Origin of the sequence: Phenylobacterium sp. (assembly GCF_036402295.1) — a bacterium.
Classification (GTDB): Bacteria; Pseudomonadota; Alphaproteobacteria; order Caulobacterales; family Caulobacteraceae; genus Phenylobacterium.
This window is the reverse complement of record NZ_DASWTE010000168.1, coordinates 1-24,413: the sequence shown is the minus strand read 5'-3', so window position 1 is coordinate 24,413 and position 24,413 is coordinate 1. Positions and strand designations below refer to the sequence as shown.

The window sequence follows — 24,413 nt, the reverse complement described above, 5'->3', positions numbered from 1 at the left end:
GCGCTCCGCGCCAAGGGCCTGCGCGTGGAGACGGACCTGCGCAACGAGAAGATCAACTACAAGATCCGCGAGCATAGCCTGGCCAAGACGCCGGTGATCGCCGTCGTCGGCCGCCGCGAGGCGGAAGAGGGCAAGGTTGCGCTGCGGCGCCTGGGTTCGGACGGGCAGCAGATCCTGACGCTGGACGAAGCGCTCAACGTCCTTGCCACGGAAGCCCTTCCGCCGGATGTTCGCAGGGGGTTGGAGGCCTGATGAACGGTATCGCCACACCTATCGTCGCCGCGGAAGCGGCGCCGAGCCGGGACTTCCTGCGGCCGCGCCGCAGCGTCTCGGTGGTGATGGTCGTCTACATGACAGGCGAGGCGCTGGAGCAGAGCCTCGCCTGCGTGCTGGCCGATCCCCTGGTGGACGAACTCGTGGTGGTGGACAACGGCTCGGCGCCCGTCCAGGCCGCGCAGCTGCGCGCGCTCAGCGAGCAGGACAGCCGCGTCGTCCTGGTGGCAGGCCAGGGCAACGTGGGCTTCGCCAAGGGGGCCAACCTGGGCGCGCGGACCGCCAAGGGCGACCTCCTGGTCTTCCTGAACCCCGACGCCTTCCTACAGCCGGGCTGCGTGGCGGCGCTGGTGCGCGAGATCGAGGACCAACCGGTCCCCAGCATCGTCGGCGGCCGGGTGCTGAACCCCGACCGCACCGAGCAGCGCGGCGCCCGCCGCGGCGAGATCACCCCGATCAGCGCACTTCTGTCGATGAGCGGCCTGGCGAAGGCCGTGCCCGCCTGGGGCCGCTTCGAGGTGCACTGGGAGCAGGACGCCTTGCCCGACCAGGTGGCGCCCGCCCCCACCATCTCGGGCGCCTGTTTCTGCATGCGGCGCGAGGACTTCGAGCGCGTGCAGGGCTTCGACGAGGGCTACTTCCTGCACGTCGAGGATGTCGACCTCTGCTGGCGCGTGCGCGAAGCGGGCGGCCGGGTGCTGTTCCACCCCAAGGCCGAGGTGATCCACATCGGTGGCGCGAGCCAGACCAGCCGGCTGAAGGTGGAGTTCCACAAGGGCGTCGGCCTGGCGCGCTACTTCCGCAAGCGCGCGGGCGCCAGCAAGGGCGCCAAGCTGGCCGCCCTGATCCTGGCCCCGCTCGTCATCGGCGCCGCCGTCGCCCGGCCGCTGATGCGGCGCGCGAAGAAGCGGGCCTAGGCGGGCTGCGGCTGCGCCAACGGGAAGCTCCCCGCGCGGGCCACTGACGACGCTACCCGCTTGCCCAGCAGGTCAGACGCCCAGTTGCCGATCTCGATGAGCTGGGGAAGGTCGTAGCCGGTCTCGAAGCCGGCGCGCTCCAGCATGTAGACCAGGTCCTCGGTGCCGATGTTGCCGGTGGCGTTCGGCGCGAACGGGCAGCCGCCCAGGCCGCCGACGCTGGCGTCCAGGACGTCGACGCCCGCCTCGACGCCGGCGAAGGCGTTGGCGAGGCCCGTGTTGCGGGTGTCGTGGAAGTGCAGCCGCAGCGGGATGTGCCCGGCGGCCTTCTTGGCGGCCTCGATGCGACGACGAACGGTCCAAGGATCCGCCACGCCGATGGTGTCGGCGAGCGCGATCTCGGCCACCCGCATGTCGGCGGCCGCCTTCACGATCTCGATCACCCGGTCCTCGGGCACCTCGCCGTCGAACGGGCACCCGAAGGCCACCGACACGGTCATCGAGACCGGCGGGTCCTCCTTCTTGCGGACGCCCATGATGTTGGCGAGGGCGGTGATCTGCTCCTCCACCGACGCGCCCTGGTTTCGGATTCCGAAGCCGTCGGTGGCGCAGACCACCACGTTGGCCTCGTCGCAGCCGGCGTCCAGGCAGCGCTCCCAGCCGCGCATATTCAGCACAAGGCCGATCCGCGAGCGGCCTTCCCTGCGCGGCAGGGCGGCCATGATCTCCTCGGCGCCGGCCATCTGCGGCACGCGCTTCGGGTTGACGAACGAGACCACCTCCATGCGCCGCGCGCCGGCGGCCTCGAGGCGCTGGATCATCTCCAGCTTCTGCTCGATCTCGAAAAGGGTCTTTTCGTTCTGCAGGCCGTCCCTGGGCCCCACTTCCACGATCTCGATACGCCGGCTCATGGCTGCAACTCCCTGATGGGCGCCATGTAGACCCTCAGCGTCACCGGATCACCCTTCGAATAGTTGATCCCCCTGATGACGGCCACTTCGTGCGCCCGGCCGCCGCGCGCCTCGAGCGCGTCGCGGAAGGCGGATTCGTCGGCTTGCTCGACGATGGCCGGGCGGTTCTCGATCACCGCCTGGGCGGCCTCTGCCGGGCCTTCGAGGCCGGTGTCGGTGCCGAGCGCGAAGACCAGGCTGGGCTCGGCGTAGCCCGCGACGGCGACCGGCGCCTCGGCGGTCCCCTGGCGCGGCAGCAGGCGGGCGCTCCCCATGGCGGCCTCGAGGCGGGCCGACAGCCACAGGGGATCGAGCCGGGGCGCGAGCAGGGAGGCGAGCGCGGCGTGGCCGAGCAGGCCCAGGGCGAGCGCGACGACGACGCCCGTCTCGACGGACTGGCGGACCAGGAGCCAGCCGCCCATCAGGCCCGCGGCGGCCAGCAGCATCGCCGCCAGGACCGCGGCCCAGGCGTCGCCGGCCGTCCCATAGAGCGAGAGCAGGTAGAAGACGCCGCCCGCCAGCGCGAGGCCGATCACCGCGGCGAGACCCGCGCCCAGCCAGCGGACGACGAGGCCCAGCGGCTCGGCAAGCGCGCGCGCGGCCAGCCAGGCGAGCGCGCCATAGGCCGGCATCAGGTAGTGCGGCAGCTTGGTCGGCAGGAGCTCGAAGACCAGCCAGGTCGGGACCAGCCAGGCGATCGCGAAGCGCACGCCCGGCTCGGCCCGGAAGCGCCAGGCCGCGACCCCCGCGGCGGGCAGCAGCAGCGTCATCGGGAAGGCCAGGATCGGCGTCAGCAGCAGGTGATAACCAGGCGGCGCGCCATGCGTCTCCTGGCCGCCGGCCAGCTTCGGCGCGAGGTCCGACCCCACCGCCTCGGTCCAGAAACCGCCGTCGGTGGCCACCGTTACCGCCCCGGCCCACGGCCCCACGACGGCGAGCACGATGATCAGGCCCCACCACCACTTCAGCGCCCCGATCCAGCCGGCCCGGCGGTCCCAGATGGCCAAGACAACCATGGCCAGACCGGCCACCATCGGCGCGACCGGCCCCTTGATGAGGATCGCGGCGGCCAGCGCGCCCCAGAACACCCAGATCACCCGCCGACCCGCCGGCGGCCCGCCCCGCCGCGCGGCGTAGAGGCGCGCGAGCGCGGCCATCGCGAGCGTCGTGGTCCCGGCCAGCGCCGCGTCGGTCTTGGCGATGAACGCCTCGGTCGAGAGCAGGAAGCTCGCCCCCAGCATGACGCCGGCCAGCGCCGCGGCGCGCCCGCCCAGGAACGCGCCGGCGCCCCAGGCGCAGGCCGCCGCCGCCAACATGGCGCCCAGCAGCGAGGGGATGCGATAGGCCCAGATCTGCCGCGCCTCGGGGCTGGACAGCACGCTGACGCTGGCCGCCTGCAGCCAATGGATGCCCACCGGCTTCTTGAAGCGGGGGTCGTCCTGGAAGCGGATCACGACATAGTCGTCGCTTTCCAGCATCTGGGCGGTCGCCTGGGCGAAGCGCGCCTCGTCGCGGTCGAGGACCGGCATGGCCATCAGGCCCGGCAGGCCGGCCAGGAAGGCGACGAACGCCGCCAGCGCCGGCCCCCGCCAACCGCCGCTCCACCGCGCCAGGGTCCGGTCGAGACTCATCGCCGCCGTGAATAGCACGATCCTTTCGCGCGCCGGCTTTTCCGCTATGGAGGGCCGGCATGGCTTCGGCGCCGGACATTTCCGTTGTGGTTCCCGTCTACGACGAGGAAGGCGCCGCGCCAGCCCTGGCGCGCGAGATCGCGGCCGCGTTCGCCGGCCGGTCGTTCGAGGTGATCTTCGTGGACGACGCCAGCCGCGACGACACCAGGGCTGCGCTGAAGGCGCTCGCCGCCGAGATCCCGCAGCTGCGCGTCCTGGCGCACCGGAAGAACTCGGGCCAGAGCCGCTCCCTGCGCACCGGCATCCTGGCGGCGCGGGGCGCGGTGGTCGTCACCCTGGACGGCGACGGCCAGAACGACCCTGCCGATGGCCCCGCCCTGGTCGACGCGCTCGCAGCCGGCCCGCCGGAACTCGCCCTCGTCGGCGGCGAACGCGTGAAGCGGCAGGACAGCCAGGCCAAGAAGTTCGCCTCCCGCATCGGCAACGGGGTGCGCAAGCGGCTCCTGAACGACACCGCCAACGACACCGGCTGCGGGCTGAAGGCGTTCCGCCGCGAGGCCTTCCTGCGGCTCCCCTACTTCGACCACATCCACCGCTACCTGCCGGCGCTGATGCTGCGCGAGGGCTACCAGGTGGCGTTCCGGCCTGTGAACCACCGCCACCGCCAGACCGGCCGATCGAAGTACACCAACCTCGGCCGCCTCTGGGCCTCCGCCTCGGACCTGTTCGGCGTGATGTGGCTGCAATCCCGCGCGCGGAACCCGGGCGGCGTGGACGAGGTCTAGGCCGGAACCCGCCCCAGCACCCCCTGGGCCACCTGCAGGCCCTGCTCCATCATCCCGGACACCATCGGCGCGACCGTGTCGGGCAGGACGTCGGCGCGCCAATCGAGCCGGCTCTTGCCGCCGCCGAGGTCGGTGACGGTGAAGCTGGCGCTGTGGTGCTCGAAATTGTCGGTGCGGACCGAATAGGCAAGGCGCCGGGCTTGGTCGTCACGGCCGAGAAACAGCTCTTTCACGACCATCCCGTTGGCGAACGTCACCATCCGCGCGCCGGGGATCAGCTCGACGTTGGTCACGAAGCCCGGGGCGAAGCGGCGGTGGACGGCGCCGAAGTCGGAGACGGCGTCCCAGACGGCGTCGGCGGGCGCATCGATGTCTATGGATCTGAGGATGGAGGCCATGGGCGGTTCCCTCTTGCTTGGAACCTCTAAGTGGCCAATCGCCCCGCCGGTTGCTGGCGGTAAACGGACGTTGTCAGTCAGGTGAACGCGGAAATGATCAGCGTGACGACGGCAATGTCGAAGGTGCGCGAGAGGAAGAGCAGCATTTGCCGGTCCGTGGCCTTGGGCGGTGGGTCCGAACACGGTTAAGCAAGACGGGCGCCACACGAGCCCACCCTATGGCCCTCTTCTTCGACGCCCCCTGGTTCGACGCAAAACTCGAGGAAAGGGGGCTTTCGCGCGCCGTCATGGCCGCCATCGCCGGCCTGACGGAGGCCGAGCTCGCGCTCGTCTTCAAGGACCAGCGGGAACTTTCCGCCGGGCAGGTGGCGGCCTTTGCCGAGCTCTTGGGCGTCCCGGCGGCCGAGGTGGCGCAGCGCGCGGGCGTGTCCACGCCGACGCCCGGGCAGGATGTGGGTGCGCGGATCGCGGCGCTGGAGCGGCGGGTGGCGGCGCTGGAGGCCGAGCTCGCCCGCATGCGCGGGGACGAGCGGGACTAGATCTCGGTCCGGGCCTGGCGGCCCTTGCGGGCGCGGCGGTCGTAGCTGCCTGACCATTCGACGCGGTTGTAGGCGTCGCGGGCCTTGTCCAGCAGCGGCGCGCCGGCGCGCAGGCCGCGGCGTTCGCCGACTTGGCCGAACAGCTGCGCGGCGAACTCGGAATCGCCCTTGCGGTGCTCGTCCTTGAAGGTGCGTGGACCGGTGACCGGCGCCACCGGGATCGGCAGGTTCGCGCCGCCCGCAGCCTGGGCCTCCGGGGTCTGTCCGGCTTCGGCCTTGTGGGCCCGGCGCACCAGCGCCGCGTGTCGCATGCGGTCAATGCGGGACATCATAGCCGCACAACCTGCAATGGACGGGCCAGGACCACGACTCAGCCTTTCGCGAGTTTGTCCAGCTGAGCCTGCATCTCGGCCATCTGCTTGCGCAAGGCCGTTAACGCTTCGTCCGAGCCCGACTCCGCTTTTGTCGCAGGCGCGGCGGGCGCGGGCTCGTCCGCCCGCGCCGGAGGTGCGTAGGCGAACGGCGAGAACATCTTCATCGCCCGGTCGAACAGCTGGAGGTTCTGCCGGATCTGCTCCTCGTAGGCCGCGATGCCGCCCGCCTGACCGAAGCTCGAGAGCTGGGTGCGCAGCCGCTCCTGCTGCTGGGTGAAGCTGGCGAGCGACAGCTCGAGGTAGCTGGGCAGGAAGGCCTGCATCGAGTTGCCGTAGAAGCTGATCAGCTGGCGGAGGAACTGGATCGGCAGGAGGCTCTGCCCCTGGCTCTCTTCCTCGAAGATGATCTGCGTGAGGACCGTGCGCGTGATGTCCTCGTTGGTCTTCGCGTCGTAGACGACGAAGTCGACGCCCTGCTTCACCATTTCGGACAGATGCTCGAGGGTGACGTAGCTGGAAGAGGCGGTGTTGTAGAGTCGCCGGTTGGCGTACTTCTTGATGACGACCCGCTCGCCAGGCGCTGTTCCCTTAGCGTCGGAGCCGGTCCCTTCGGTGTCGGCCATCCCTAATCCTTCATGCGGCCGGCCTGATGACTCGGCCGCCTTTCTGCACCGCAGTATCGCGGATGCGAGGCGATTAGCAAATGGCATCAACCAATTGGGGAAGCGGGCCTTGCCCTCACCCTGCGTGCGGTCGATAGAAGAGGTCTGGGCCGTCCGAAACCCTTAGGGATAAGCCAATGACCGACATCGTGATCGTCTCCGCCGCCCGCACCCCGGTGGGCTCCTTCAACGGCGCGCTGTCGAGCCTGCCCGCCCACGAGTTGGGCAAGATCGCGATCCAGGCGGCGGTCGAGCGGGCGGGGATAAAGGCCTCCGACGTCGACGAGGTGGTGCTGGGCCAGGTGCTGCAGGCCGGCGCCGGCCAGGGCCCGGCCCGTCAGGCCGCCGTCAACGCCGGCATCCCGGTGGAGAGCCCGGCCTGGAGCCTGAACCAGCTGTGCGGCTCGGGCCTGCGCGCCGTCGCGCTGGGCGCGCAGCAGATCAAGGACGGCGACGCCACGATCGTGATCGCCGGCGGCCAGGAGAGCATGAGCCAGTCGCCGCACGCCCAGCAGCTGCGCGGCGGCCAGAAGATGGGCGACCTGGCCCTGGTCGACACCATGATCAAGGACGGGCTGTGGGACGCCTTCCACGGCTATCACATGGGCCAGACCGCCGAGAACATCGCCGCCCGTTGGCAGATCACCCGCGAGGACCAGGACCGCTTCGCCGTCGCCTCGCAGAACCGCGCCGAGGCGGCCCAGAAGGGCGGCAAGTTCAAGGACGAGATCGTTGCGGTGACCATCAAGGGCCGCAAGGGCGACACGGTGGTGGACCAGGACGAATACATCCGACACGGCGCGACGATCGAAGCCATGGCCGGCCTGCGCCCCGCCTTCAACAAGGAAGGCTCGGTCACCGCAGCCAACGCCTCGGGCCTCAACGACGGCGCCGCCGCCCTGGTGCTGATGAGCGCCGACGAGGCCAAGAAGCGCGGCTTGAAGCCGCTCGCCCGCATCGCCTCGTGGGCGCACGCCGGCGTCGAGCCCGAGATCATGGGCACCGGCCCGATCCCCGCCAGCCGCAAGGCCCTGGAGAAGGCCGGCTGGAAGGTCGCCGACCTGGACCTGGTGGAATCCAACGAGGCCTTCGCGGCGCAGTCGCTCTGCGTGGTCCGCGAACTGGGTCTCGATCCCGAAAAGGTGAACGTGAACGGCGGCGCCATCGCCATTGGCCACCCGATCGGCGCCTCGGGCGCGCGGATCCTCACGACACTGCTGCACGAGATGAACCGTACCGACGCCCAGAAGGGCCTCGCCACGCTCTGCGTCGGCGGCGGCATGGGTGTCGCAATGTGTGTGGAAAAGGTCTGATACCGGACCGAACGACCGATCAACGGCGTCGCCGACTTAAGGAGACTGTAGAGGCATGGCCAGGGTAGCTTTGGTGACGGGCGGGACCCGTGGGATCGGTCGCGCGATCGTCGAGCGGCTGAAGGCCGACGGGATGCAGGTCGCCGCCGGCTACTCCGGCAACGACGAGGCGGCCGCCGAGTGCGCCAGGACCCTGGACATCATGGTGGTGAAGGGGAACGTCGGGAACTTCGCCGACTGCAAGCACGCCGTCGAGCAGATCGAGAAGCAACTCGGCCCCATCGACGTGCTGGTGAACAACGCCGGCATCACCCGTGACGGCGTCTTCCACAAGATGAACTCCGAGCAGTGGAGCGAAGTCATCCGGGTGAACATGGACTCGCTGTTCAACATGACCCGCCAGGTCATCGAGGGCATGCGCGACCGTGGCTGGGGCCGGATCGTCAACATCAGCTCGATCAACGGCCAGAAGGGCCAGATGGGCCAGACCAACTACTCCGCCGCCAAGGCCGGCATGATCGGCTTCACCAAGGCGCTGGCGCTGGAGAACGCCCGCAAGGGCGTGACCGTGAACTGTATCGCCCCCGGCTACATCGACACCGAGATGGTGCAGGCGGTGCCGGAAAAGGTGCTTGAGGGCATCATCGCCCAGATCCCGGTCGGCCGCCTGGGCAAGGGCGAGGAGATCGCCGACATGGTGGCCTTCCTCGCCGGCGAGCGCGCCGGCTACGTCACCGGGACTACACTGGCGCTCAACGGCGGCCAGTACATGGTCGGGTAGTCAACCCAACCGTGGCGGGATTCGGGGGTGAGGAACGGAACTGCGCACGCTTGTAGCGTTCGCGCCCCGTTCGCGTCCAAAAAGCGCCCCGATCCCGCGGCATCTGCTGAGCTGAGATGACAGGCGAGCGGACGGCGTCGAGGAGGGCAATCTGCGCGGCGCTAATGGGCGTCGCGGCGCTAAGCTTCGCCATACCCGCTGCGGCAGGCCCCGCCGACAAACTGCGCGACAGCCTTTTCAAGAACCGGCCGGGCGAGACCGCCCAGCCGCCGGTCGCCTGCTTCATCGGCGAGGACGGCCGGATCTTCACCCTCGACCGCACCCAGCCGGTGCCGATGCTGAAGTTCGAGGACAGCCCCGAGGTCTGGGCGCTGCTGCCGAGCCCGGCCCCGCGCGGCGACGTGATCTACAAGAACGACTTGGGCGAGCCGATGCTGCGGGCCACGCGGCTGGGCGGCTTCACCCTCTTCAGCGACAGGCGGCCGAGCGGCGAGGCCGTGTCGCGAGCCGCCGGCTGCGGGCCGCTGCGGCTGTTGTTCCTGAGCCCGCAGGCGCTGGGCCAACGGATGCTGCAGGCCTCCGTCCGCTCAGGCCGCGCCGCGCGGCGGCCGGTGGTGTTCGAGGCCGAGGCGACCCCCAACTCGGCCGCCCTCATCGCCGATTCGGCCGTGCTGGTGACCCTGGCGTTCCTGCGCCTCTCCACCCGCGACGGCGGCAGCGCGATCCTCTCGAAAGTGGGCAAGGTCCAGTTCGCCGAGGGCAGGAAGTCGTCCGCCAGCTACTCGAACGGCGTCCTGCGCATCGTCGTGGCCCCAAGCCAGGGCCTGGCCGGGCGCCCGTCGTCGGAAAAGGTCCTGAAGGTCCTGAAGAACGGCAAGTAGCCGCGCGCGCCGCAGGCGCAGTCATCAAACCGCAGAAAACGCAGAAAGGCGCGGAAGAGGCCGCACAGGCCGACGTTCTGCGTCCTTCCGCGTTTTCCGCGGTTGCTTCCTTAGTGCGCTGACGCGCTTAGCCCCTGAAGTTGTCCTTGGCCGCCCGCACGGCCGCGAACGCCTGGGCGTCGGGCTTGCCGGACGCGCCGACCCGGGCCGCCAGCGCCGGGGCGCGCAGGAACGGGTTGGTCGCCTTCTCCAGGCCGATGGTGGTGGGCACGGTCCATTCGCCGCGCTCGCGGGCCGCGAAGATCTGCTCGGCGCGGGCCTTCAGCGCCGGGGCGTCGTCCACCGACAACGCGAAGCGGGCGTTCGAGGCGGTGTACTCGTGAGCGCAGTAGACCGTGGTGTCCTCGGGCAGGGCCGCGAGGCGCTGCAGGCTGTCCCACATCTGTTCGGGCGTGCCCTCGAACAGCCGCCCGCAGCCCAGCGCGAACAGGGTGTCGCCGACGAAGGCGATCCGGTCAGCGGCGTCGAAGTAGGTGATGTGGCCCAGGGTGTGGCCGCCGGTGTCGAACACCTGGAACGCCGTCTCGCCGAGTTCGACGATATCGCCGTGGCCCACCTCGCGGTCCAGCGGCGCGATGCGGGTGACCTCCTTCGGCCCCACGATGGTGCAGCCGGTGATCGCCTTGATGTCGGCGTTGCCGCCCGCGTGGTCGGGATGCCAGTGGGTGTTGAAGATGAAATCGAGGTCCCAGCCCAGGTCCTCCAGCTCGCGCAGGATGGCGCTGGCCTCGGGCGTGTCGATGCAGGCGGTCTGGCCCGTGGCCTCGTCGCGGATCAGGAAGCCGTAGTTGTCCGAGAGGCACGGGAACTGGTGGATGGTAAGGGGCATGGCGATCCTCCGGGCTGCCCCACGATTTAGGGTGGCGGCGCGCCCGCGTCGAGCATAGCCAGAGGGCATGCGCCGCGATGTGCTCGAGCTTCGGCAGTTCTACGCCTCCGATCTGGGACGGGCGGCGCGCGCCATGGTCGAGCGCAAGCTGGTCGAGGCTTGGGGCGACGCCGCCGGCCAGGACGTCCTGGCCGTGGGCTATGCGACGCCGTTCGTGGCGCCCCTGATGCCGGGCGCCCGGCGCGTGGTCGCCGCCATGCCAGCGCAGCAGGGCGTCGAGGTCTGGCCGGCCGAAGGCAGGAACCTCGCCACGCTCACGCCCGAGGACGGGCTGCCCTTCACCAACGCCCTGTTCGATCGGGTGCTGGTCGTCCACGGCCTCGAGGAAAGCGCCGACCCGGTGGCCTTCCTCCGCGAAGTGTGGCGCGTGCTCGCGCCTTCGGGCCGGGCCATCGTCACGGTCGCCTCGCGCAACGGCCTCTGGGCCAACACCGAGAAGACGCCCTTCGGCCACGGCCGGCCCTACAGCCGCAGCCAGCTCGCCGAACTGCTGCGCGAGGCCGAGCTGGAACCGTCGGGCTGGACGCGGGCGCTGTATGTTCCTCCCGTCGGGTGGATGGCCCGATGGGCCGACGGGTTCGAACAGGCGGGCTCGCGGCTCTGGCCCGGGTTCGCGGGCCTGCTCCTGATGGAGGCGGTGAAACAGACATTCGCGGTCAAGCCGCAGCGCCAGCGGGTGCGCTCGGGCCGACCGGTGCTGCTGCCCGCGCCGGGCGCACAACCCGTCTCGCGGGAGCCGGCCCTGCGACAGCGCTTGGCGCCGCCGCGGCGAAGGTCTTAGCTGTGCTTCGTCTGAAGTCGAGCCGGAGGTCCTGAAGGGCGCATGAAACTGATCATCGCGATCATCAAGCCCAGTCGCCTCGACGCTGTGCTCGACGCTGTCACCGAGGCCGGCGCGTCGGGCCTCACCGTCACCGAGGTGCGCGGTTACGGCCGCCAGCGCGGAAAGACCGAGGTCTACCGGGGCGCCGAGTACGAGGTGAAGCTGCTGCCCAAGGTGAAACTCGAGATCGCCGTGCCGTCCGACATCGTCGAGGCGGTGATCGAGGCCATCCAGACCACCGCCAACACCAACAAGATCGGCGACGGCAAGATCTTCGTCCTCGATCTGGAGCGGGCGCTGCGCATCCGCACCGGCGAACAGGACGCCGCGGCGATCGCCGGCTAGGCCGATGCGCCTCATCCTCGGGGTCGCGGCTTGGGCCCTCGCGGCCGGCGCGGCCTCCGCCGCCGACATCACCGCGGCTCAGGCCGTCGAGGCGGTCCGCCGGCACGTCTGCTTCAGCAAGGTGTGGTGGGGCGACCCCTATGTGCGCCTGGGCCAAGGCGCCCACCTGGACGTCCGCCGCGACGGCCACACCGCCTATCTCTGGAGCGAGGACATGCGCGCCGTGCCGCGCGTGCGCCGCTGGGCCGACGCCTATGTGGTGGTGCTGCGTTCGGCCGGACCGGTGGTGACCCAACGGTCGGGCTACAACGTCGATCTGTTGCGCGGCGAACCCGGCTTCGAACGCGAACGCCGGCGGGTCTACGCGGCGCCCAGCCAGCGGATCCAGGTCGACCTGCCGGCGACCTGCGACCCGAAGTTCGATGCCGACGGGCCGGTGAAGGCCGAGATGCGGGCGGTGCTGGCCTCAAGCCTCACCAACGCGGTCCGCACCTGGGGCCGCCGCCCGGCCGGCGGACGCGTGCGCATGACGGTGGCCAACTTCAACGTCGACTACCCCGAGACCTTCGCCGTCCGCCAGGACACCGGCGAGGTGCTGCGCATCGGCCTGATGACCGGCGACCGCACAAGCTATACCGGCGGCGCCCAGAAGCAGTACGTGGTGGCGCCCGTCCCCCGCGGCCCGGCGGCGATCCTCCTGCGGCGGCTGGTCACCCGCTACGGCAGGGCCGAGACTATCTCTATGCGCTAGGGCGCGGGAACGCCCGCGCCGTCGCCCGAGGCCGTCTGGGCGGCCGTGGCGTCCTGCACGCGACCGCCGGCCAGGACGTTGGCCAGGGCGTAGTTGCCCTCGTGGCAGGCAAACTCGAAGAGCCGCTCGGTGGTGGCGCTGAACACCGTCTCGCCCTGCAGCGGCTGGATGTAGCGGCTGGGGTTGGAGATCAGGAAGCTGTAGTGCAGCTCGGTGGGCGACGTCCTTGTGAAGCGTTCGATCACCAGCATGTCCGCCTTGGGATCACCGTCGGGGGCGCCGACGACGGCCGGCGCAAAGTCGGTGGTCCGGACCACCAGCGTTTCCCCGTCCCACCAGCCGCTGGACGAGCCGGTGCGCGAGCGGACGGCGGCCTTCGCCCCGCGGTCGCCCTCGAGGCGCACGATGCGCAACTCGTTCATCCACTCCACGTGGATGACGACCGCCCCCGGCGCCTGGAGCAGCAGCAAGCCGTTGTTGTACGCGCCGACCTCGAGCGGCGCCCCGGCGGGCGCCAGGCAGCGCTCGCCATCCGGGCGCACCTCCGGATGGTCGAAGTTGGTCTTCGACCGCTCGCGGCGGGCCATGTTCGCAGCCTTGGCGGCGGCGGTGTAGGCGGGCTTGCCGTCCGCGGGCGCCACGATCCACGAGCTGCGCGGCTGACCTCGGATGCGGGCGAGCGGGACGTCCGTCTCCCACCACTCCGAATCGACGGCGCCGATGGCGTCGTTGGGGATCGGCGGCGGCTTGCCCCGATACTTGCGTTCGTAGGCCGCGGCTTCCGCTTCGGTGGGCACCAGGGTCTTCAGTTCGTCCGGCCGTTCGAAGGGCGTGAGTGTGTTGGTCGTCCACGCGCCTTCCAGCTGGGGGTCGCCCGCCGCCGTGCGCGGCGCGCGGTACTCCCCGCCGACCGCGCTCCCGGCCAACGCGAAGGCGAGGCACACCGGCAGCCAGTACGTCATGCGGGCGATACTGGAGGGCGGCCGCCGCCCTCGCAATCAACAGGGATTAGGTTCCCGGACCTCAGGCCGGCTTGCGCCGCTTGGGCTTCTTCGGCGCGTCCGCCGTCGGCAGGTCCACCTCGCCGAACAAATTCTGCTGCGGCGCCGAGGCCGGCGCCGGTTCGGCGCGGCGGCTAAGCAGGAAAAGCGCGGTCTCGGCGCGCCAGTTCTCCAGCGGCTGGCGCGGGTCGATGGGCCGGGCCGGCTTGCCGTCGGTGAGCGAGGCGCAGGCGTCGATGCGGATCTCCAGCGCGTCGCACAGGCTCACGAAGTCGCGCAGGGTGCAGAGGTGGATGTTGGGCGTCGAGTACCAGGGCTCGGGCAGGGCGCCGGTCTCGGGCATGCGGCCGCGCGAGAGCAGAGCCCAGCGGACCTTCCAGTGGCCGAAGTTCGGGACCGAGACCACCGCCTGGTCGGCGATCCGCAACAGCTCCGAGAGCACGTGCTTCGGCTCACGCATCTGCTGTAGGGTCTTGCTCAGGACCGCATAGTCGAAAGCCCGCGTCGGGAAGTGGTCGAGGTCGCGGTCGCCGTCGCCCTGCACGATCGCGAGGCCGCGGGCCAGGCCGGCGGCGACGCCCTCGGGGCTGATCTCCAGGCCCTGGCCGTCGACGTTCTTCTCGCGGGTGAGCAGCTCCAGCAGCTCGCCGTCCTCGCAGCCGATGTCGAGCACCCGCGAGCCCGGCCGCACGAGCTTCAGGATTTCGGCGAAATCCTCGCGAATGCCGTTCAAGCGAGACCCCGCGCCTGGGCCTGGGCGGCGAGGAAGCCCTTCAGCGTCTGGTCGAGCAGCGGCTCGTCCAGGAAGAAGGCGTCGTGGCCCTTGTCGGTCTGGATCTCGGCGAAGCTGGCGCGGCAGCCGGCGCCGTTCAGGGCGCGGACGATGTCGCGGCTCTCGGGCGTGGGATACAGCCAGTCGGACGAGAAGCTGAGCACACAGAACTTCACCCGCCGCGCGCGGACGAACGCCTCGGCCAGCACCCCGCCGTACTGCGCGGCCAGGTCGAAGTAGTCGAGCGCGCGGGTGATGTAGAGGTAGCTGTTGGCGTCGAAGCGGTCGACGAAGCTGGTCCCCTGGTGGCGCAGGTAGCTCTCGACCTGGAAGTCGGCGTCGAAGCCCCACGACAGGCCGTCGCGCTGGAGCTCGCGGCCGAACTTCCGCTGCAGGGCGGCCTCGGACAGGTAGGTGATATGCGCGGCCATGCGCGCGACCGCCAGGCCCTTCTCCGGTCGCACGCCCGCCGCAAGGTAGGCGCCGCCGCACCAGTTGGGGTCGGCCATGATCGCCTGGCGGCCCACTTCGTGGAACGCGATGTTCTGCGCCGAGTGGCGGGCGGCCGCGGCGATCACCACGGCGCTGAACAGCTTGTCGGGATAGTCCGCAGCCCACTGCAGCACCTGCATGCCGCCCATCGAGCCGCCCACGGCCGCGAAGAGGGTCTCGATCTCCAGGGCCTCGATCAGCATCGCCTGGGCGCGGACCATGTCGGCGATGGTGATGACCGGGAACTTCAGACCGTAGGGCTCGCCGGTCTTGGGGTCGGTCGACGCCGGGCCGGTCGTGCCCATGCAGCCGCCGATGACGTTGGTGCAGATGATGAAATGGCGCTCGGGATCCAGCGGCTTGCCCGGGCCCACGAAGCGGTCCCACCAGCCAGGCTTGCCCGTCACCGGGTGCGTCGAGGCCAGATGCTGGTCGCCGGTCAGCGCGTGGCAGACCAGCACGGCGTTGGTCCTGGCCTCGTTCAGCACGCCGTAGGTCTTGTAAGCGATCTCGAGCGGGGCCAGGGTAGCGCCCGAATCCAGGCGCAGCGGCCGGTTCGCCGGAAACCGCCAGGTCCCGCCGCCGGACTCGAAGCCCGCCTTGATGGGACCCTGCGCCGTCATGGCCGCGTTGGACCGCCTCCCCCGCAAGGTGTCAATGGCTTGCAGCCGAAGCAGCCTACGCTATGGAGGATTGGGGTAAGGGAGCGTCCATGGATCGGTTGATCCTCCTGCGGCACGGCAAGGCCGAATCGGATTCCGACAGCGGTGACGACTTCGACCGGCGGCTCGCCCCGCGCGGGGCGCGGGAGTCGGCCGACATGGGCGCGCGCCTGGCCGACATGGGCTTCCAGCCGCAGGTCGTGCTGGTGTCGCCGGCCGCCCGCGCCAAGGGCACCTGGGAGGCGGCGCAGCCCGCGTTCCCCGGGGCCGAGACCCGTTTCCTCGACCACCTCTACCACGCCGACTCCGAGACTATCCGCCGCGCGGCCGAAGACGCCGGCCAGGCCGCGGCCACGGTGATGATGGTGGGCCACAATCCGGGCATGCAGGAGCTGACCATCCGCCTGCTGCAGGAGGGCGCGGCCCCCGCGGGCCTCGTCGCCAAGGCCCAGCGCAACTTCCCGACCGCGGCGGCGGCGGTGTTCCTGTTCGATTCGAACGGCCGGCCGCACTTCGACGGCCTGTTCTACCCGGACCGCTGATGACGCGCATTTACAAGATCCTGCCCTACGCCGAGTGGACGGCGGCGGAGGCCGTGGGGCGCTTCGAGGGCTCGGCCGTGGACCACGAGGACGGCTTCATTCACTTCTCCACGGCCGCCCAGGCGGGCGAGACAGCGCGGCGGTACTTCGCGGGCATCGCCGACCTCGTGGTGCTGGAGGTGGAGGGCGACGACCTGGGCCCGGCGCTGAAGTGGGAGCCGTCGCGCGGCGGCGACCTCTTCCCGCACCTGTATGGTCCGCTGGAAACAGCTCACGTTCGCGCGGTGCACGAGGCGCCGCTGGGCGACGACCTGGTTCCCCGGACGCCCGCCCCATGACCAACGACCTCCACGGCCTCGCCACGCTGGCGATGCGGGGACTCGATCCCGAATACGCCCACGGCCTGGCCATCAAGGGGCTGAAGCTGGGGCTCGGCCCGCATGCGCCCTCCGATCCCCCGATCCTGGCGACGGAACTGGCGGGGATGCGCCTGCCCAACCCGGTCGGCCTCGCGCCCGGGTTCGACAAGGACGCCGAAGTCTACGCGCCCATGCTGAGGGCGGGCTTCGGCTTCGTCGAATGCGGCACGGTCACGCCGCTGCCCCAGGTCGGCAACCCGCGCCCGCGGCTGTTCCGGCTCTGGCAGGATCGCGCCGTCATCAACCGGATGGGTTTCAACAACCAGGGCCTCGAGGCGTTCGCGCAGCGGCTGGCCCATCGCCGCCATGGCGTGGTCGGCGCGAACCTGGGCGCCAACAAGGATTCAGTCGACCGGCTGGCGGACTACACTGCCGGCCTGCGCCGATTGTGGGGCATGGCGTCGTACTTCACGATCAACATCTCCTCGCCCAACACGCCCGGCCTGCGCGCCCTGCAAACCAAGGCGGCGCTGGAGGACCTGCTGGGCCGGCTGATCGCCACCGCCGATTCCCTGCCCCAGGGTGTGGCCGTCCCCATGTTCCTGAAGGTCGCGCCCGACCTGGAGGATGCCGAGATCGAGGCGATCGTGGAGACGGTGGCGGCGGCGGGCCTGGCCGGCGTCATCGTGTCCAACACGACGGTTTCGCGGCCGCCGTTGCGCTCGCGCCATGCGGTGGAGACCGGCGGCTTGTCCGGCGCGCCCCTCTTTGGCCCCTCCACCGAGGTGCTGCGCCGCTTCCGGCAGGCCGCGGCGGGGCGGTTCCTGCTGATCGGCGCGGGCGGGATCGGCTCAGGGGCCGACGCCTACGCCAAGATCCGCGCCGGCGCTTCGGCCGTGCAGCTCTACTCGGCCCTGGCGTACGAGGGACCGGGCCTCGTGGTGCAGATCAAGCGCGAGCTTGCGCAGCGCTTGCAGGCCGATGGATTCCGATCCGTGGCGGAAGCCGTCGGCGCGGAATAGCCTGGGCCGCTCAAATCGCTCCGCGTTGCCGGGGCCCGCAGGCTGCACTAATTCGAAAGGGACGATGGCGGACGCACCGACCGAAGCCCCGGAGCGGAACCGGCGCCGCCTCTTCTGGCCCGGCGGCCTCTCCGCGCGCCTCCTGGTCCTGACGGTCGTGTTCGCCGCGCTGGGCGGGGCCATGGCGATCCCGCCCGCGCTGGCCGCCTACGAGCGGCAATGGCTGCTGGACCGTGTACGCGCCGCCGAGCTCGCCTCGCTGGCCGCCGACGTGGCGCCCGACCGGGTGGTCTCGGAACAGCTCAAGTCGCAGCTGCTGGCCGGCGCAGGGGTCGAGATCGTGGCGGTGTCGAACGACGGCGTGCGCCGACTGGTGTTCGCCAACGCCCGGCCCTCGCGCCCGCCGTATGTGGTCGACTTGCGCCCCCGGGCGGCGGGCCTCGGCCTCTTCGCGCCCTTCCAGACCCTGCTGGGCTCGGGCGAGCGGGTGCGGGTGGTGGCCGAGCCGCGGTTCCGGCCGGCCGACTTCATCGAGTTCGTCGCCACCGACACCGAGCTGAAGCGCGCGCTGGCCAGCTACTTCTGGCGCCTCGTCGCCCTGGTGGCCGGCGTCGCGGCGCTGGCCGGCGTGATCGTCTATTTCGCACTGAACCTCTTCCTGGTCCGGCCGATGCAGCGGATCACCTTCGCGATGGAGCGGTTCCGCGCCGACCCGGAGGACCCCGCGGCGCGTATCCAGCCTTCGGGCCGCCGCGACGAGATCGGCCGCGCCGAGACCGAGCTCGGCCGGATGCAGGCCGACCTGCGCGCCGCGCTGAACTCCCGCGCCCGGCTGGCGGCGCTGGGCGAGGCGGTGGCGAAGATCAACCACGACCTGAAGAACATGCTGACCAGCGCCCAGCTCGCCTCCGAGCGGCTGGCCGCCTCGAAGGACCCCAAGGTGAGCCAGGCCCTGCCCCGCCTGGAGCGCGCGCTGGACCGCGCCGTCAAGCTGGCGGCCGACGTGCTGGTCTACGGCAAGACCCAGGAAGCAGCGCCCGAGCCGCAGACGGTGAAGCTGGCCGAGGCCCTGCAGGAAGCCGCCGCGGAGGCGCGGCTGCCTGATTCTGGTGTGAAGCTGGTGAGCAGGGTGGCCGCGGCCGACCAGGTCACCGCCGACCCGGACCAGCTGCATCGCATCCTCGTAAACCTGCTGCGCAACGCCCGCCAGGCCATCGAGCACCAGGCAAGCCGGACGGCGCCCGGCCGCATTGAGGTTTCGCTGGAGACCGTGGGCGGCTCCAGCCTGATCCGCGTCTCGGACAACGGGCCCGGCGTGCCCGAGCGCATCCGCGAGCGGCTGTTCCAGCCCTTCGCCGGTTCGGGCCGGCCGGACTCCACGGGCCTCGGCCTCGCCATCGCCCGCGAACTGGCCCAGGGCCACGGCGGCGACCTCAGCCTCTCGGTCACCGGCGACCAGGGCACGGTCTTCGAGCTCCGCCTCCCCGGCGCACCGAAGCCGAAGCTGCGGCGGACTCGGACGGCCGCTTAGCGACGCTGGCGCGTCAGCGCCGCAGGATTGAACCGGGAAAACGCGGAAAGACGCAGAAGGTCAGCAGCCGCCTCCGCGCTTTTCCGCGTCTTCCGCGGTTGGTAAAGGGAGCCTACGGCGCGCAGTGCCTCAGGGCGCCTTCGCAACCCCCTCGCGGCGTGGATCGGCGCCGCCGCGCAGGCCTTGCGGGGTGACCTCGATGCCGTGCAGGCCCGAGCCCTCGGCCCCGAAGCCGGAGCTCAGCTTCACGCCCTTCGCCTCCAGCTCGGTCCGCAGCTCAGGCGAGAACTTGTCGACCTCGGCGGCGTAGAAGCTGCCGCCGGCGATCAGGTTCGGCAGGTTGATCGCCTCCTGCACCGGCAGTTTCCAGTCCAGCACGCCCACCAGGACCTTCAGGTTGTAGGCCAGGATCGACGGCCCGCCCGGCGAGCCCATCGCGGCGACGAAGCGGCCGTCGCCGTCCAGCACGATGGCCGGCGCCATCGACGAGCGCGGGCGCTTGCCGCCCTGCACCGCGTTCGCCGCCGGCGCGCCGTCTCGGTCGCTGGGCGAGAACGAGAAGTCGGTCAGCTGATTGTTGAGGAAGAAGCCGTGCACCATCCGGCCCGAGCCGAAGGTGCTCTCCACCGTCGTCGTCATGGAGACGGCGTTGCCCCACTTGTCGACGATCACGAGGTGCGTGGTGCCGGCGACCTCGTTGGTGCGGTCCTGGGCGTACACCGGGGCGCCCTTGGGCCTGCCGAACGCCACCGAGGCGCTGGCCACAGGTCCGATCAGCTTGGCGCGGTCATCGAGGTAGGCCCGGTCCAGCAGGCCCTCCACCGGGACCTTCACGAAGTCGGGGTCGGCGATGTAGCGGTCGCGGTCGGCGTACATCAGCCGGCTGGCCTGGCTGAACAGGTACCAACCCTCGGCGTCGTTCGGGTGCTTGGCGATGTCGGTGCGCTCGAGCAGGCCCAGGCCCTCCAGCACCGCCGGTCCGCCCGACGGCGCGCCCGGCACGCAGACCACGTAGACGCGATAGGGGCGGCACAGCGCCGGCTCCGCCTTGGGCTTGTAGGCCTTCATGTCCGCGAGCGTCAGCGCCCCGGGCATGTCGCCCTCGCGCACCTTGGCGACGATGGCCTCGGCGATCGGGCCTTCCAGCAGCGCCTTCGGTCCCTCGGCGGCGATCTTGCGCACCGTGGCGGCGTAGGCTGGGTTCCTGAACGTGTCGCCGGCCTGGATCTTGGTCCCGTCGGGCTTGGTGAAGTAGGCGACGGCGTCCTTGGCGTTCGCCTGGCCGCCGCGGCCGTTCGCGGCCGCCGCCATCCGGCGCGGCACGGGGAAGCCGCCGTCGGCCAGCCGCTCGGCCTCGCCGAACAGGTCCTTCCAGGCCAGCTTGCCGTGCTGGGACTGCGCGAGCGACAGCATCGCCACCGCGCCCGGCACGCCGGTCGAGCGCCCGGTCAGGATCGCCTGGCCCTTGCCCATCGGCTTGCCGTCCGCGCCGTAGAACAGTTCCGGCGTCGCCGCCTTGGGCGCCGTCTCGCGGCCGTTGTAGGCGGTCACCTGCTTCGTGCTGGCGTCGTAGTAGGTCATGAAGGCGCCGCCGCCGAGGCCCGAGCTCTGCGGCTCCACCAGGCCCAGGACCGCCTGCACCGCCACCGCCGCGTCCACCGCCGATCCGCCTGCGCGCAGCACCTTCAGACCGGCCTCGACCGCCATCGGATTGGCCGCCGCCACCATCGCCTGGCCCTCGGCCGCCTTGGGCGCGGCCTGCGAGACGGCCGCGTTTGGAACGGCGCAGGCCGAGAGTAGTGCCGCGAGGGCGATGGGCAGGAACGGGGACTTCACGGGCGGACGTGCTCCAGGCAGCGGCGGGCGGCGTCACCATAGCGGGCGGTCATTGGACAACAAACGCTGCGGTGTGCGAGGTCCCACGTATGGACGTAAAGCCCCCAGGTCCAGGCCCGCGCAACCTGATCACCGACGTTCCCGGCCTGAAAGTTGGGCAGGCGGACGATGCGCGGGCGCGCACGGGCGTCACCGTGATCCTGCCCGACGACCGCGCCGTGGCCGCCTGCGACGTGCGCGGCGGCGCGCCGGGGACGCGCGAGACCGACGCGCTGTCGCCCGAGACCCTGGTGGATGCGGTGGACGCGATCGTGCTGGCCGGCGGCTCGGTCTACGGCCTGGGCGCGGCCGATGCGGTGACCGCCTGGCTGGGCGCGCGCGGCCGCGGCTACGGCATGGCGCCCGGCGTCCCGAAGTCGCCCGTCGTGCCGGCGGCGATCCTGTTCGACATGGCCAACGGCGGCGACAAGGCCTGGGGCGAGGATCCGCCGCACCGCGCGCTCGGCCGCCGCGCCGTCGACGCCGCGGGCCTCGATTTCGCCCTGGGCACGGCCGGCGCGGGCTATGGCGCCATGGCCGGCGGCCTGAAGGGCGGGACCGGCTCGGCCTCGGCCGTCACCGCCGACGGCTACACGGTGGGCGCCGTGGTGGCAGTGAACAGTTGGGGCTCGGTGATCGCGCCGGGCGGACGCAGCTTCTGGGCCGCGCCCTACGAACTGGCGGACGAGTTCGGCGGCCTGGGTTCGGCGGGCTTGCGCGCCGGCCCCGACGCATGGGGCTCGGCCAAGCGCCCGGCCGAGGCGCGCAACACCACCATCGCCTGCGTCGCCACGGACGCCATCCTCACGCCGGCCCAGGCCAGGCGCCTCGCCGTCATGGCGCAGGACGGCTTCGCGCGCGCCATCCGCCCGATCCACGCGCCCTTCGACGGCGACGTGGTCTTCGCGCTCTCGACGGCCCGCCGCCCGCTCGCCGACCCCGACAACTACACCCTCGCCCGCCTGGGCGCGCTGGCGGCCGACACCCTGGCCCGCGCCGTCGCCCGCGGGGTGTTTGAAGCCAAGCCGTGGCCGGACGCGTATGTCCCCTGCTGGCGGGACCCGCAGGGCTAGGTCCAGCCGCGATTCTGCAGCGCCGTCCGGCGGAAAAAGCGGATTCCGCTCGGCAGGGCCGCGCTCTAGGTTCAAAATAACGGGTTCGTTCAGGAGAGTACCAATGGGTCTGGGCCACAAACTCGCGCTGGTCGCGGGCGTCGCCGCATTTTCCACCACCGCTGTCGCTCAGCAGAAGGTCACCGGTCCGGTGGCCACCTACTGGATGAGCGCCCAGACCCAGACCGGGTTCGGGATGCCCGCCATGGGCGCGGGCGGCGGCGGCCAGCCGGACACAAGCGCCATGATGCGCGCGATGATGGGCGGGGGCGGCGCCACCAAGACCCTGCAACTCCAGCTGGGCTCGGGCCAGACCACCGGCGCGCCGGCCGCCGAGCACCTGCCGCCCCGCGGCCTGCAGGCGGGCCCGAGCCTGCCGCTGCTGACGCCGAAGATCCAGCCGGCGGTCCGCGATGAGAGCCCCAACTACGTGCCGCAGGAGTACCAGAAGCCCCGCGGCCGGATGCTGATCTTCTGGGGCTGCGGCGAGCGCGCCCGCCCCGGCCAGCCCTATGTGATCGACTTCGCCAAGATGGCCTCGGGCCAGCAGAACCCGGCCAACCTGTTCCGCGGCATCGACTACCGCCCGATGCAGCCCCCGTCGCCGCAGCGCAACCGCACCTACGGCGAGTGGCCCAACAAGGACACCCGCGACCTCGTGCCGGCGAACGGCTCGCTGGTCGGCCCCCACACGATCCAGGGCAACTACACCCCCGAGATCAGCTTCATGCTGGGCGAGGACCAGGACTTCCTGGGCCCCCTCAATCTAACCACCAACGCCCGCGGCTCCGGCGGCTGGACGAACCTCGGCTGGAACCTCGTGGGGAACGCCCAGGCCTACTACGCCTCGGCCGTGGGCGGCGGCGACGGCGAGACCGTGGTGATGTGGTCGTCGTCCGAGACCCAGGCCTCGGCGTTCTCCAACCCGGACTTCCTGAGCCAGGGCGACATCACCCGGCTGGTGGCCAACAAGACCCTGATGGGCCCCGCCACGAAGACCTGCGCGGTGCCGAAGGAGTTCATGGACGCCGCGCCCTCGGCGATGGTCCAGTTGGTGGCCTACGGCGGCGAAGCGAACTTCGTGCATCCGCCGCGGCCGACCGACCCCAAGGTGACCTGGAACCAGCAGTGGGCCGTGAAGGTCCGCTACCGGTCGGCCACCGGCGGCATCCTCGGCCAGGAGATGCCGAACATGGGCGCAGGCCGCCGCGCCGGCACGCCGACCCCGCAGCCGGGCCAGCCCCAACAGCCCCCGAAGCCGCCCAGCGCCGCCGACATCCTGCGCCAGGGCATCCTCGGCGGCGCCCTGCCGTTCCCGCGGCGATAAGGCCCGAAAATTCGGCGGGAGGGGGTCTTGCGCTCCCTCCCGCCCCCGACTAGGTTCCGCGCCCTCGCCGTAAGGCAGTGCGCGCCCGTAGCTCAGCTGGATAGAGCATCAGACTACGAATCTGAGGGTCGGACGTTCGAATCGTTCCGGGCGCGCCATTTCTTCCGCCTAAGAGATAGATCCTGACTCCGGCGCCGACCGTGAGCTTGCTTGCACACGTCTGCCCGCGGACGCAGGATCAGTCTCGGGGCCGGCACTCTCTGAAGCTCTTTTCCCGAACTTGGTCACAAAGTGCAGGTGCGTACAGCGGTGGCTGCAAGGCCAAGCCGGCAAGACTTAGACGGACCAATCACCCAGCCCAGCCGCCGTCAGCCCTTCGGCAGTTCCCGGATCTCCACGGTGCCGCCGGCCTCGTAGACCGGGTTGCCGGGCAGCAGTTTGCGGGCGGCGCCCAGGTCCTCGGCGGTGACGCGGATGTAGCCTGAGATGTGGGCCGTCGGTTCCGGCGCGTCGCCCGACTTCTTCACGCAGCAGCCCTCGCCGATCGAGCTGCCGCCCTGGAACACGCCCGCCTCGCGCAGCCGCGACAGGTAGGGGTCCCAGTCCAGGCCGCCGTCGCCGAAGGCGTCGTCATGGTGGAGGAAGATGAAGTCCGGCATCCCTGTCTCCCGCCCACCCTCTATCGTTCGACCGCGGTCCTGACCGCCTCGGCCGCCGCCTCGAAGGCCAGCAGCGTCGAGGTGTGCCTCGCCGGATAATCCTTCACTGGGGCCAGCAACGCCAGATCGGCGAAGCGACCTTCCGGCGCCGGGCCGCCCGACTTCAGCATGTCCCGGAACGCGTCACGGGTGGCCTCGAGTTCCGAAAGGCTCGCGCCGATCACGTGTGCGCCCAGCACCGAGGCCGCCGCCTGGCCCAGCGCGCAGGCCTTCACGTCCTGGGCGAAGTCGGCCACCTGGTCGCCCGCGACCTTCACGTCCACCGTCACCCGGCTGCCGCACAGCTTGGAGACCTTCTCCGAACTGGCGTCCGGATCGGCGAGCCGCCCCACCCGCGGCAGGTTCGCCGCCAGCTTCAGGAGTTTGGCCGAGTAGAGGTCGTCGATCATGGCTCCTAGGTCGTCATCGCGGGGGCGTCTGTCAAACGACTACTGCCGCGCCATCTCCGCCTGGCCCACGGCCTCTCCGTCGAGGGCCTGGTCGTCATCCAGGATCACGGTGACCTTCTTCAGGACGCCGGTGAACGCGAACGGCGCGGGGTAGTCGGCGACGGGGCTGCTGCGATCGAGGCCGATGTCGAGGCCCGACCAGGAGACGAAGGTCACGAAGCCGGTCGTGGCCGTGACC

Annotated in this window: 29 protein-coding genes and 1 tRNA gene; 17 read left to right on the top strand and 13 right to left on the bottom strand. The window is 71.0% G+C overall.

The genetic code is table 11. The features are described 5' to 3' along the window. Both VGD44_RS10760 and VGD44_RS10755 read left to right on the top strand, forming a co-directional pair. On the top strand, positions 1-252 hold a 252-nt coding region (locus VGD44_RS10760; RefSeq protein WP_331086757.1), incomplete at its 5' end, for a His/Gly/Thr/Pro-type tRNA ligase C-terminal domain-containing protein. Then, a complete protein-coding gene (locus VGD44_RS10755) occupies positions 252-1,190 on the top strand; it encodes a glycosyltransferase family 2 protein (RefSeq protein ID WP_331086755.1) in 939 nt (312 codons plus the stop codon). The genes VGD44_RS10760 and VGD44_RS10755, both read left to right, overlap by 1 nt. On the opposite strand, the gene VGD44_RS10750 is transcribed toward VGD44_RS10755, so the two are convergent. Further along, the gene (locus VGD44_RS10750) at positions 1,187-2,101 is read right to left on the bottom strand and encodes a hydroxymethylglutaryl-CoA lyase (RefSeq protein ID WP_331086753.1); all 915 of its coding nucleotides are present in this window, start codon (positions 2,099-2,101) and stop codon (positions 1,187-1,189) included. The two genes, VGD44_RS10755 and VGD44_RS10750, sit on opposite strands and share 4 nt — an antisense overlap. Then, entirely contained in the window at positions 2,098-3,771 is a 1,674-nt protein-coding gene (locus tag VGD44_RS10745; RefSeq protein ID WP_331086751.1) for a glycosyltransferase family 39 protein, read from the bottom strand. Before VGD44_RS10745 ends, VGD44_RS10750 begins: the two co-directional genes overlap by 4 nt. A 59-nt stretch (positions 3,772-3,830) precedes the next feature. On the opposite strand from VGD44_RS10745, the gene VGD44_RS10740 reads away from it, so the two are divergent. Further along, positions 3,831-4,556 carry a glycosyltransferase family 2 protein gene (locus VGD44_RS10740; protein ID WP_331086749.1) on the top strand — a complete coding sequence of 242 codons (726 nt, stop codon included), beginning with the start codon at positions 3,831-3,833 and terminating at the stop codon, positions 4,554-4,556. On the opposite strand, the gene VGD44_RS10735 is transcribed toward VGD44_RS10740, so the two are convergent. Further along, positions 4,553-4,954, bottom strand: coding sequence for an SRPBCC family protein (locus tag VGD44_RS10735; protein WP_331086747.1), 402 nt, complete (start codon positions 4,952-4,954; stop codon positions 4,553-4,555). The two genes, VGD44_RS10740 and VGD44_RS10735, sit on opposite strands and share 4 nt — an antisense overlap. Before the next feature lie 218 nt (positions 4,955-5,172). On the opposite strand from VGD44_RS10735, the gene VGD44_RS10730 reads away from it, so the two are divergent. After that, on the top strand, positions 5,173-5,493 hold the full coding sequence (locus VGD44_RS10730) for a helix-turn-helix transcriptional regulator (RefSeq protein WP_331086745.1): 321 nt from the start codon (positions 5,173-5,175) through the stop codon (positions 5,491-5,493). On the opposite strand, the gene VGD44_RS10725 is transcribed toward VGD44_RS10730, so the two are convergent. Then, on the bottom strand, positions 5,490-5,822 hold the full coding sequence (locus VGD44_RS10725; RefSeq protein ID WP_331086743.1) for a hypothetical protein: 333 nt from the start codon (positions 5,820-5,822) through the stop codon (positions 5,490-5,492). The genes VGD44_RS10730 and VGD44_RS10725 overlap by 4 nt on opposite strands. A 41-nt stretch (positions 5,823-5,863) precedes the next feature. Then, positions 5,864-6,490: a polyhydroxyalkanoate synthesis repressor PhaR gene (gene phaR, locus VGD44_RS10720; protein ID WP_331086741.1), complete on the bottom strand. Its 627-nt coding sequence runs from the start codon at positions 6,488-6,490 to the stop codon at positions 5,864-5,866. 176 nt (positions 6,491-6,666) lie between these two features. Between phaR and VGD44_RS10715 the strand changes: the two genes are divergently transcribed. From VGD44_RS10715 to VGD44_RS10705, 3 genes are all read left to right on the top strand, one after another. After that, a complete protein-coding gene (locus VGD44_RS10715; RefSeq protein ID WP_331086739.1) occupies positions 6,667-7,842 on the top strand; it encodes an acetyl-CoA C-acetyltransferase in 1,176 nt (391 codons plus the stop codon). Between the two features lie 55 nt (positions 7,843-7,897). Further along, positions 7,898-8,623 (top strand): beta-ketoacyl-ACP reductase, encoded by a 726-nt coding sequence (locus tag VGD44_RS10710; RefSeq protein ID WP_331086737.1) that lies wholly within the window; start codon positions 7,898-7,900, stop codon positions 8,621-8,623. A 164-nt stretch (positions 8,624-8,787) separates the two neighbouring features. Beyond that, positions 8,788-9,504, top strand: a complete 717-nt coding sequence (locus tag VGD44_RS10705; RefSeq protein ID WP_331086736.1) for a DUF4908 domain-containing protein — start codon at positions 8,788-8,790, stop codon at positions 9,502-9,504. Between the two features lie 127 nt (positions 9,505-9,631). On the opposite strand, the gene gloB is transcribed toward VGD44_RS10705, so the two are convergent. Further along, entirely contained in the window at positions 9,632-10,393 is a 762-nt protein-coding gene (gloB, locus tag VGD44_RS10700) for a hydroxyacylglutathione hydrolase (RefSeq protein WP_331086734.1), read from the bottom strand. Between the two features lie 67 nt (positions 10,394-10,460). Here gloB and VGD44_RS10695 point away from each other — a divergent pair, with 67 nt between their 5' ends. Genes VGD44_RS10695 through VGD44_RS10685 form a run of 3 tightly spaced genes read left to right on the top strand, consistent with a single transcriptional unit; the run spans position 10,461 to position 12,372 of the window. After that, positions 10,461-11,234, top strand: a complete 774-nt coding sequence (locus VGD44_RS10695) for a class I SAM-dependent methyltransferase (RefSeq protein ID WP_331086732.1) — start codon at positions 10,461-10,463, stop codon at positions 11,232-11,234. A gap of 42 nt (positions 11,235-11,276) precedes the next feature. Beyond that, entirely contained in the window at positions 11,277-11,621 is a 345-nt protein-coding gene (locus VGD44_RS10690) for a P-II family nitrogen regulator (RefSeq protein ID WP_331086730.1), read from the top strand. A 4-nt stretch (positions 11,622-11,625) separates the two neighbouring features. Next, positions 11,626-12,372 (top strand): hypothetical protein, encoded by a 747-nt coding sequence (locus VGD44_RS10685; RefSeq protein WP_331086728.1) that lies wholly within the window; start codon positions 11,626-11,628, stop codon positions 12,370-12,372. Here the strand turns inward: VGD44_RS10685 and VGD44_RS10680 are convergent. The 3 genes from VGD44_RS10680 to metX form a co-directional block, all read right to left on the bottom strand. Then, positions 12,369-13,334 (bottom strand): hypothetical protein, encoded by a 966-nt coding sequence (locus tag VGD44_RS10680; protein ID WP_331086726.1) that lies wholly within the window; start codon positions 13,332-13,334, stop codon positions 12,369-12,371. The two genes, VGD44_RS10685 and VGD44_RS10680, sit on opposite strands and share 4 nt — an antisense overlap. A gap of 61 nt (positions 13,335-13,395) precedes the next feature. Then, positions 13,396-14,106, bottom strand: a complete 711-nt coding sequence (metW, locus tag VGD44_RS10675) for a methionine biosynthesis protein MetW (protein ID WP_331086724.1) — start codon at positions 14,104-14,106, stop codon at positions 13,396-13,398. Then, positions 14,103-15,260 carry a homoserine O-acetyltransferase MetX gene (gene metX / locus VGD44_RS10670; protein ID WP_331086722.1) on the bottom strand — a complete coding sequence of 386 codons (1,158 nt, stop codon included), beginning with the start codon at positions 15,258-15,260 and terminating at the stop codon, positions 14,103-14,105. The genes metW and metX overlap by 4 nt, the downstream gene beginning before the upstream one ends. A gap of 89 nt (positions 15,261-15,349) precedes the next feature. Here metX and VGD44_RS10665 point away from each other — a divergent pair, with 89 nt between their 5' ends. The 4 genes from VGD44_RS10665 to VGD44_RS10650 all read left to right on the top strand — a co-directional run bounded on the left by VGD44_RS10665 (position 15,350) and on the right by VGD44_RS10650 (position 18,753). After that, complete coding sequence (locus VGD44_RS10665) at positions 15,350-15,841, top strand: SixA phosphatase family protein (RefSeq protein WP_331086720.1); 492 nt, start codon at positions 15,350-15,352, stop codon at positions 15,839-15,841. Then, positions 15,841-16,179, top strand: coding sequence for a DUF952 domain-containing protein (locus tag VGD44_RS10660; protein WP_331086718.1), 339 nt, complete (start codon positions 15,841-15,843; stop codon positions 16,177-16,179). The genes VGD44_RS10665 and VGD44_RS10660 overlap by 1 nt, the downstream gene beginning before the upstream one ends. Continuing rightward, on the top strand, positions 16,176-17,222 hold the full coding sequence (locus VGD44_RS10655; RefSeq protein WP_331086716.1) for a quinone-dependent dihydroorotate dehydrogenase: 1,047 nt from the start codon (positions 16,176-16,178) through the stop codon (positions 17,220-17,222). The genes VGD44_RS10660 and VGD44_RS10655 overlap by 4 nt, the downstream gene beginning before the upstream one ends. Before the next feature lie 64 nt (positions 17,223-17,286). After that, the gene (locus tag VGD44_RS10650; protein WP_331086714.1) at positions 17,287-18,753 is read left to right on the top strand and encodes a HAMP domain-containing sensor histidine kinase; all 1,467 of its coding nucleotides are present in this window, start codon (positions 17,287-17,289) and stop codon (positions 18,751-18,753) included. A 129-nt stretch (positions 18,754-18,882) separates the two neighbouring features. On the opposite strand, the gene VGD44_RS10645 is transcribed toward VGD44_RS10650, so the two are convergent. Further along, positions 18,883-20,589, bottom strand: a complete 1,707-nt coding sequence (locus VGD44_RS10645) for a gamma-glutamyltransferase family protein (RefSeq protein WP_331086712.1) — start codon at positions 20,587-20,589, stop codon at positions 18,883-18,885. Between the two features lie 89 nt (positions 20,590-20,678). Here VGD44_RS10645 and VGD44_RS10640 point away from each other — a divergent pair, with 89 nt between their 5' ends. From VGD44_RS10640 to VGD44_RS10630, 3 genes are all read left to right on the top strand, one after another. Continuing rightward, a complete protein-coding gene (locus tag VGD44_RS10640) occupies positions 20,679-21,701 on the top strand; it encodes a P1 family peptidase (RefSeq protein ID WP_331086710.1) in 1,023 nt (340 codons plus the stop codon). A 103-nt stretch (positions 21,702-21,804) separates the two neighbouring features. Continuing rightward, positions 21,805-23,067: a hypothetical protein gene (locus tag VGD44_RS10635; RefSeq protein WP_331086708.1), complete on the top strand. Its 1,263-nt coding sequence runs from the start codon at positions 21,805-21,807 to the stop codon at positions 23,065-23,067. Between the two features lie 81 nt (positions 23,068-23,148). Next, a tRNA-Arg gene (locus VGD44_RS10630) sits at positions 23,149-23,225 on the top strand. Positions 23,226-23,435: 210 nt separating this feature from the next. Here the strand turns inward: VGD44_RS10630 and VGD44_RS10625 are convergent. From VGD44_RS10625 to VGD44_RS10615, 3 genes are all read right to left on the bottom strand, one after another. Then, entirely contained in the window at positions 23,436-23,726 is a 291-nt protein-coding gene (locus VGD44_RS10625) for a hypothetical protein (RefSeq protein WP_331086706.1), read from the bottom strand. A 20-nt stretch (positions 23,727-23,746) separates the two neighbouring features. After that, a complete protein-coding gene (locus VGD44_RS10620; RefSeq protein ID WP_331086704.1) occupies positions 23,747-24,175 on the bottom strand; it encodes an iron-sulfur cluster assembly scaffold protein in 429 nt (142 codons plus the stop codon). A 39-nt stretch (positions 24,176-24,214) separates the two neighbouring features. Continuing rightward, a partial coding sequence (locus VGD44_RS10615; protein WP_331086702.1) for a hypothetical protein occupies positions 24,215-24,413 on the bottom strand: 199 nt, incomplete at its 5' end.

Coding starts and splice junctions, on each gene's coding strand:
- VGD44_RS10755 (WP_331086755.1), top strand. CDS start 252: ATGAACGGTATCGCCACACCTATCGTCGCCGCGGAAGCGGCGCCGAGC.
- VGD44_RS10750 (WP_331086753.1), bottom strand. CDS start 2,101: ATGAGCCGGCGTATCGAGATCGTGGAAGTGGGGCCCAGGGACGGCCTG.
- VGD44_RS10745 (WP_331086751.1), bottom strand. CDS start 3,771: ATGAGTCTCGACCGGACCCTGGCGCGGTGGAGCGGCGGTTGGCGGGGG.
- VGD44_RS10740 (WP_331086749.1), top strand. CDS start 3,831: ATGGCTTCGGCGCCGGACATTTCCGTTGTGGTTCCCGTCTACGACGAG.
- VGD44_RS10735 (WP_331086747.1), bottom strand. CDS start 4,954: ATGGCCTCCATCCTCAGATCCATAGACATCGATGCGCCCGCCGACGCC.
- VGD44_RS10730 (WP_331086745.1), top strand. CDS start 5,173: ATGGCCCTCTTCTTCGACGCCCCCTGGTTCGACGCAAAACTCGAGGAA.
- VGD44_RS10725 (WP_331086743.1), bottom strand. CDS start 5,822: ATGTCCCGCATTGACCGCATGCGACACGCGGCGCTGGTGCGCCGGGCC.
- phaR (WP_331086741.1), bottom strand. CDS start 6,490: ATGGCCGACACCGAAGGGACCGGCTCCGACGCTAAGGGAACAGCGCCT.
- VGD44_RS10715 (WP_331086739.1), top strand. CDS start 6,667: ATGACCGACATCGTGATCGTCTCCGCCGCCCGCACCCCGGTGGGCTCC.
- VGD44_RS10710 (WP_331086737.1), top strand. CDS start 7,898: ATGGCCAGGGTAGCTTTGGTGACGGGCGGGACCCGTGGGATCGGTCGC.
- VGD44_RS10705 (WP_331086736.1), top strand. CDS start 8,788: ATGGGCGTCGCGGCGCTAAGCTTCGCCATACCCGCTGCGGCAGGCCCC.
- gloB (WP_331086734.1), bottom strand. CDS start 10,393: ATGCCCCTTACCATCCACCAGTTCCCGTGCCTCTCGGACAACTACGGC.
- VGD44_RS10695 (WP_331086732.1), top strand. CDS start 10,461: ATGCGCCGCGATGTGCTCGAGCTTCGGCAGTTCTACGCCTCCGATCTG.
- VGD44_RS10690 (WP_331086730.1), top strand. CDS start 11,277: ATGAAACTGATCATCGCGATCATCAAGCCCAGTCGCCTCGACGCTGTG.
- VGD44_RS10685 (WP_331086728.1), top strand. CDS start 11,626: ATGCGCCTCATCCTCGGGGTCGCGGCTTGGGCCCTCGCGGCCGGCGCG.
- VGD44_RS10680 (WP_331086726.1), bottom strand. CDS start 13,334: ATGACGTACTGGCTGCCGGTGTGCCTCGCCTTCGCGTTGGCCGGGAGC.
- metX (WP_331086722.1), bottom strand. CDS start 15,260: ATGACGGCGCAGGGTCCCATCAAGGCGGGCTTCGAGTCCGGCGGCGGG.
- VGD44_RS10665 (WP_331086720.1), top strand. CDS start 15,350: ATGGATCGGTTGATCCTCCTGCGGCACGGCAAGGCCGAATCGGATTCC.
- VGD44_RS10660 (WP_331086718.1), top strand. CDS start 15,841: ATGACGCGCATTTACAAGATCCTGCCCTACGCCGAGTGGACGGCGGCG.
- VGD44_RS10655 (WP_331086716.1), top strand. CDS start 16,176: ATGACCAACGACCTCCACGGCCTCGCCACGCTGGCGATGCGGGGACTC.
- VGD44_RS10650 (WP_331086714.1), top strand. CDS start 17,287: ATGGCGGACGCACCGACCGAAGCCCCGGAGCGGAACCGGCGCCGCCTC.
- VGD44_RS10640 (WP_331086710.1), top strand. CDS start 20,679: ATGGACGTAAAGCCCCCAGGTCCAGGCCCGCGCAACCTGATCACCGAC.
- VGD44_RS10635 (WP_331086708.1), top strand. CDS start 21,805: ATGGGTCTGGGCCACAAACTCGCGCTGGTCGCGGGCGTCGCCGCATTT.
- VGD44_RS10625 (WP_331086706.1), bottom strand. CDS start 23,726: ATGCCGGACTTCATCTTCCTCCACCATGACGACGCCTTCGGCGACGGC.
- VGD44_RS10620 (WP_331086704.1), bottom strand. CDS start 24,175: ATGATCGACGACCTCTACTCGGCCAAACTCCTGAAGCTGGCGGCGAAC.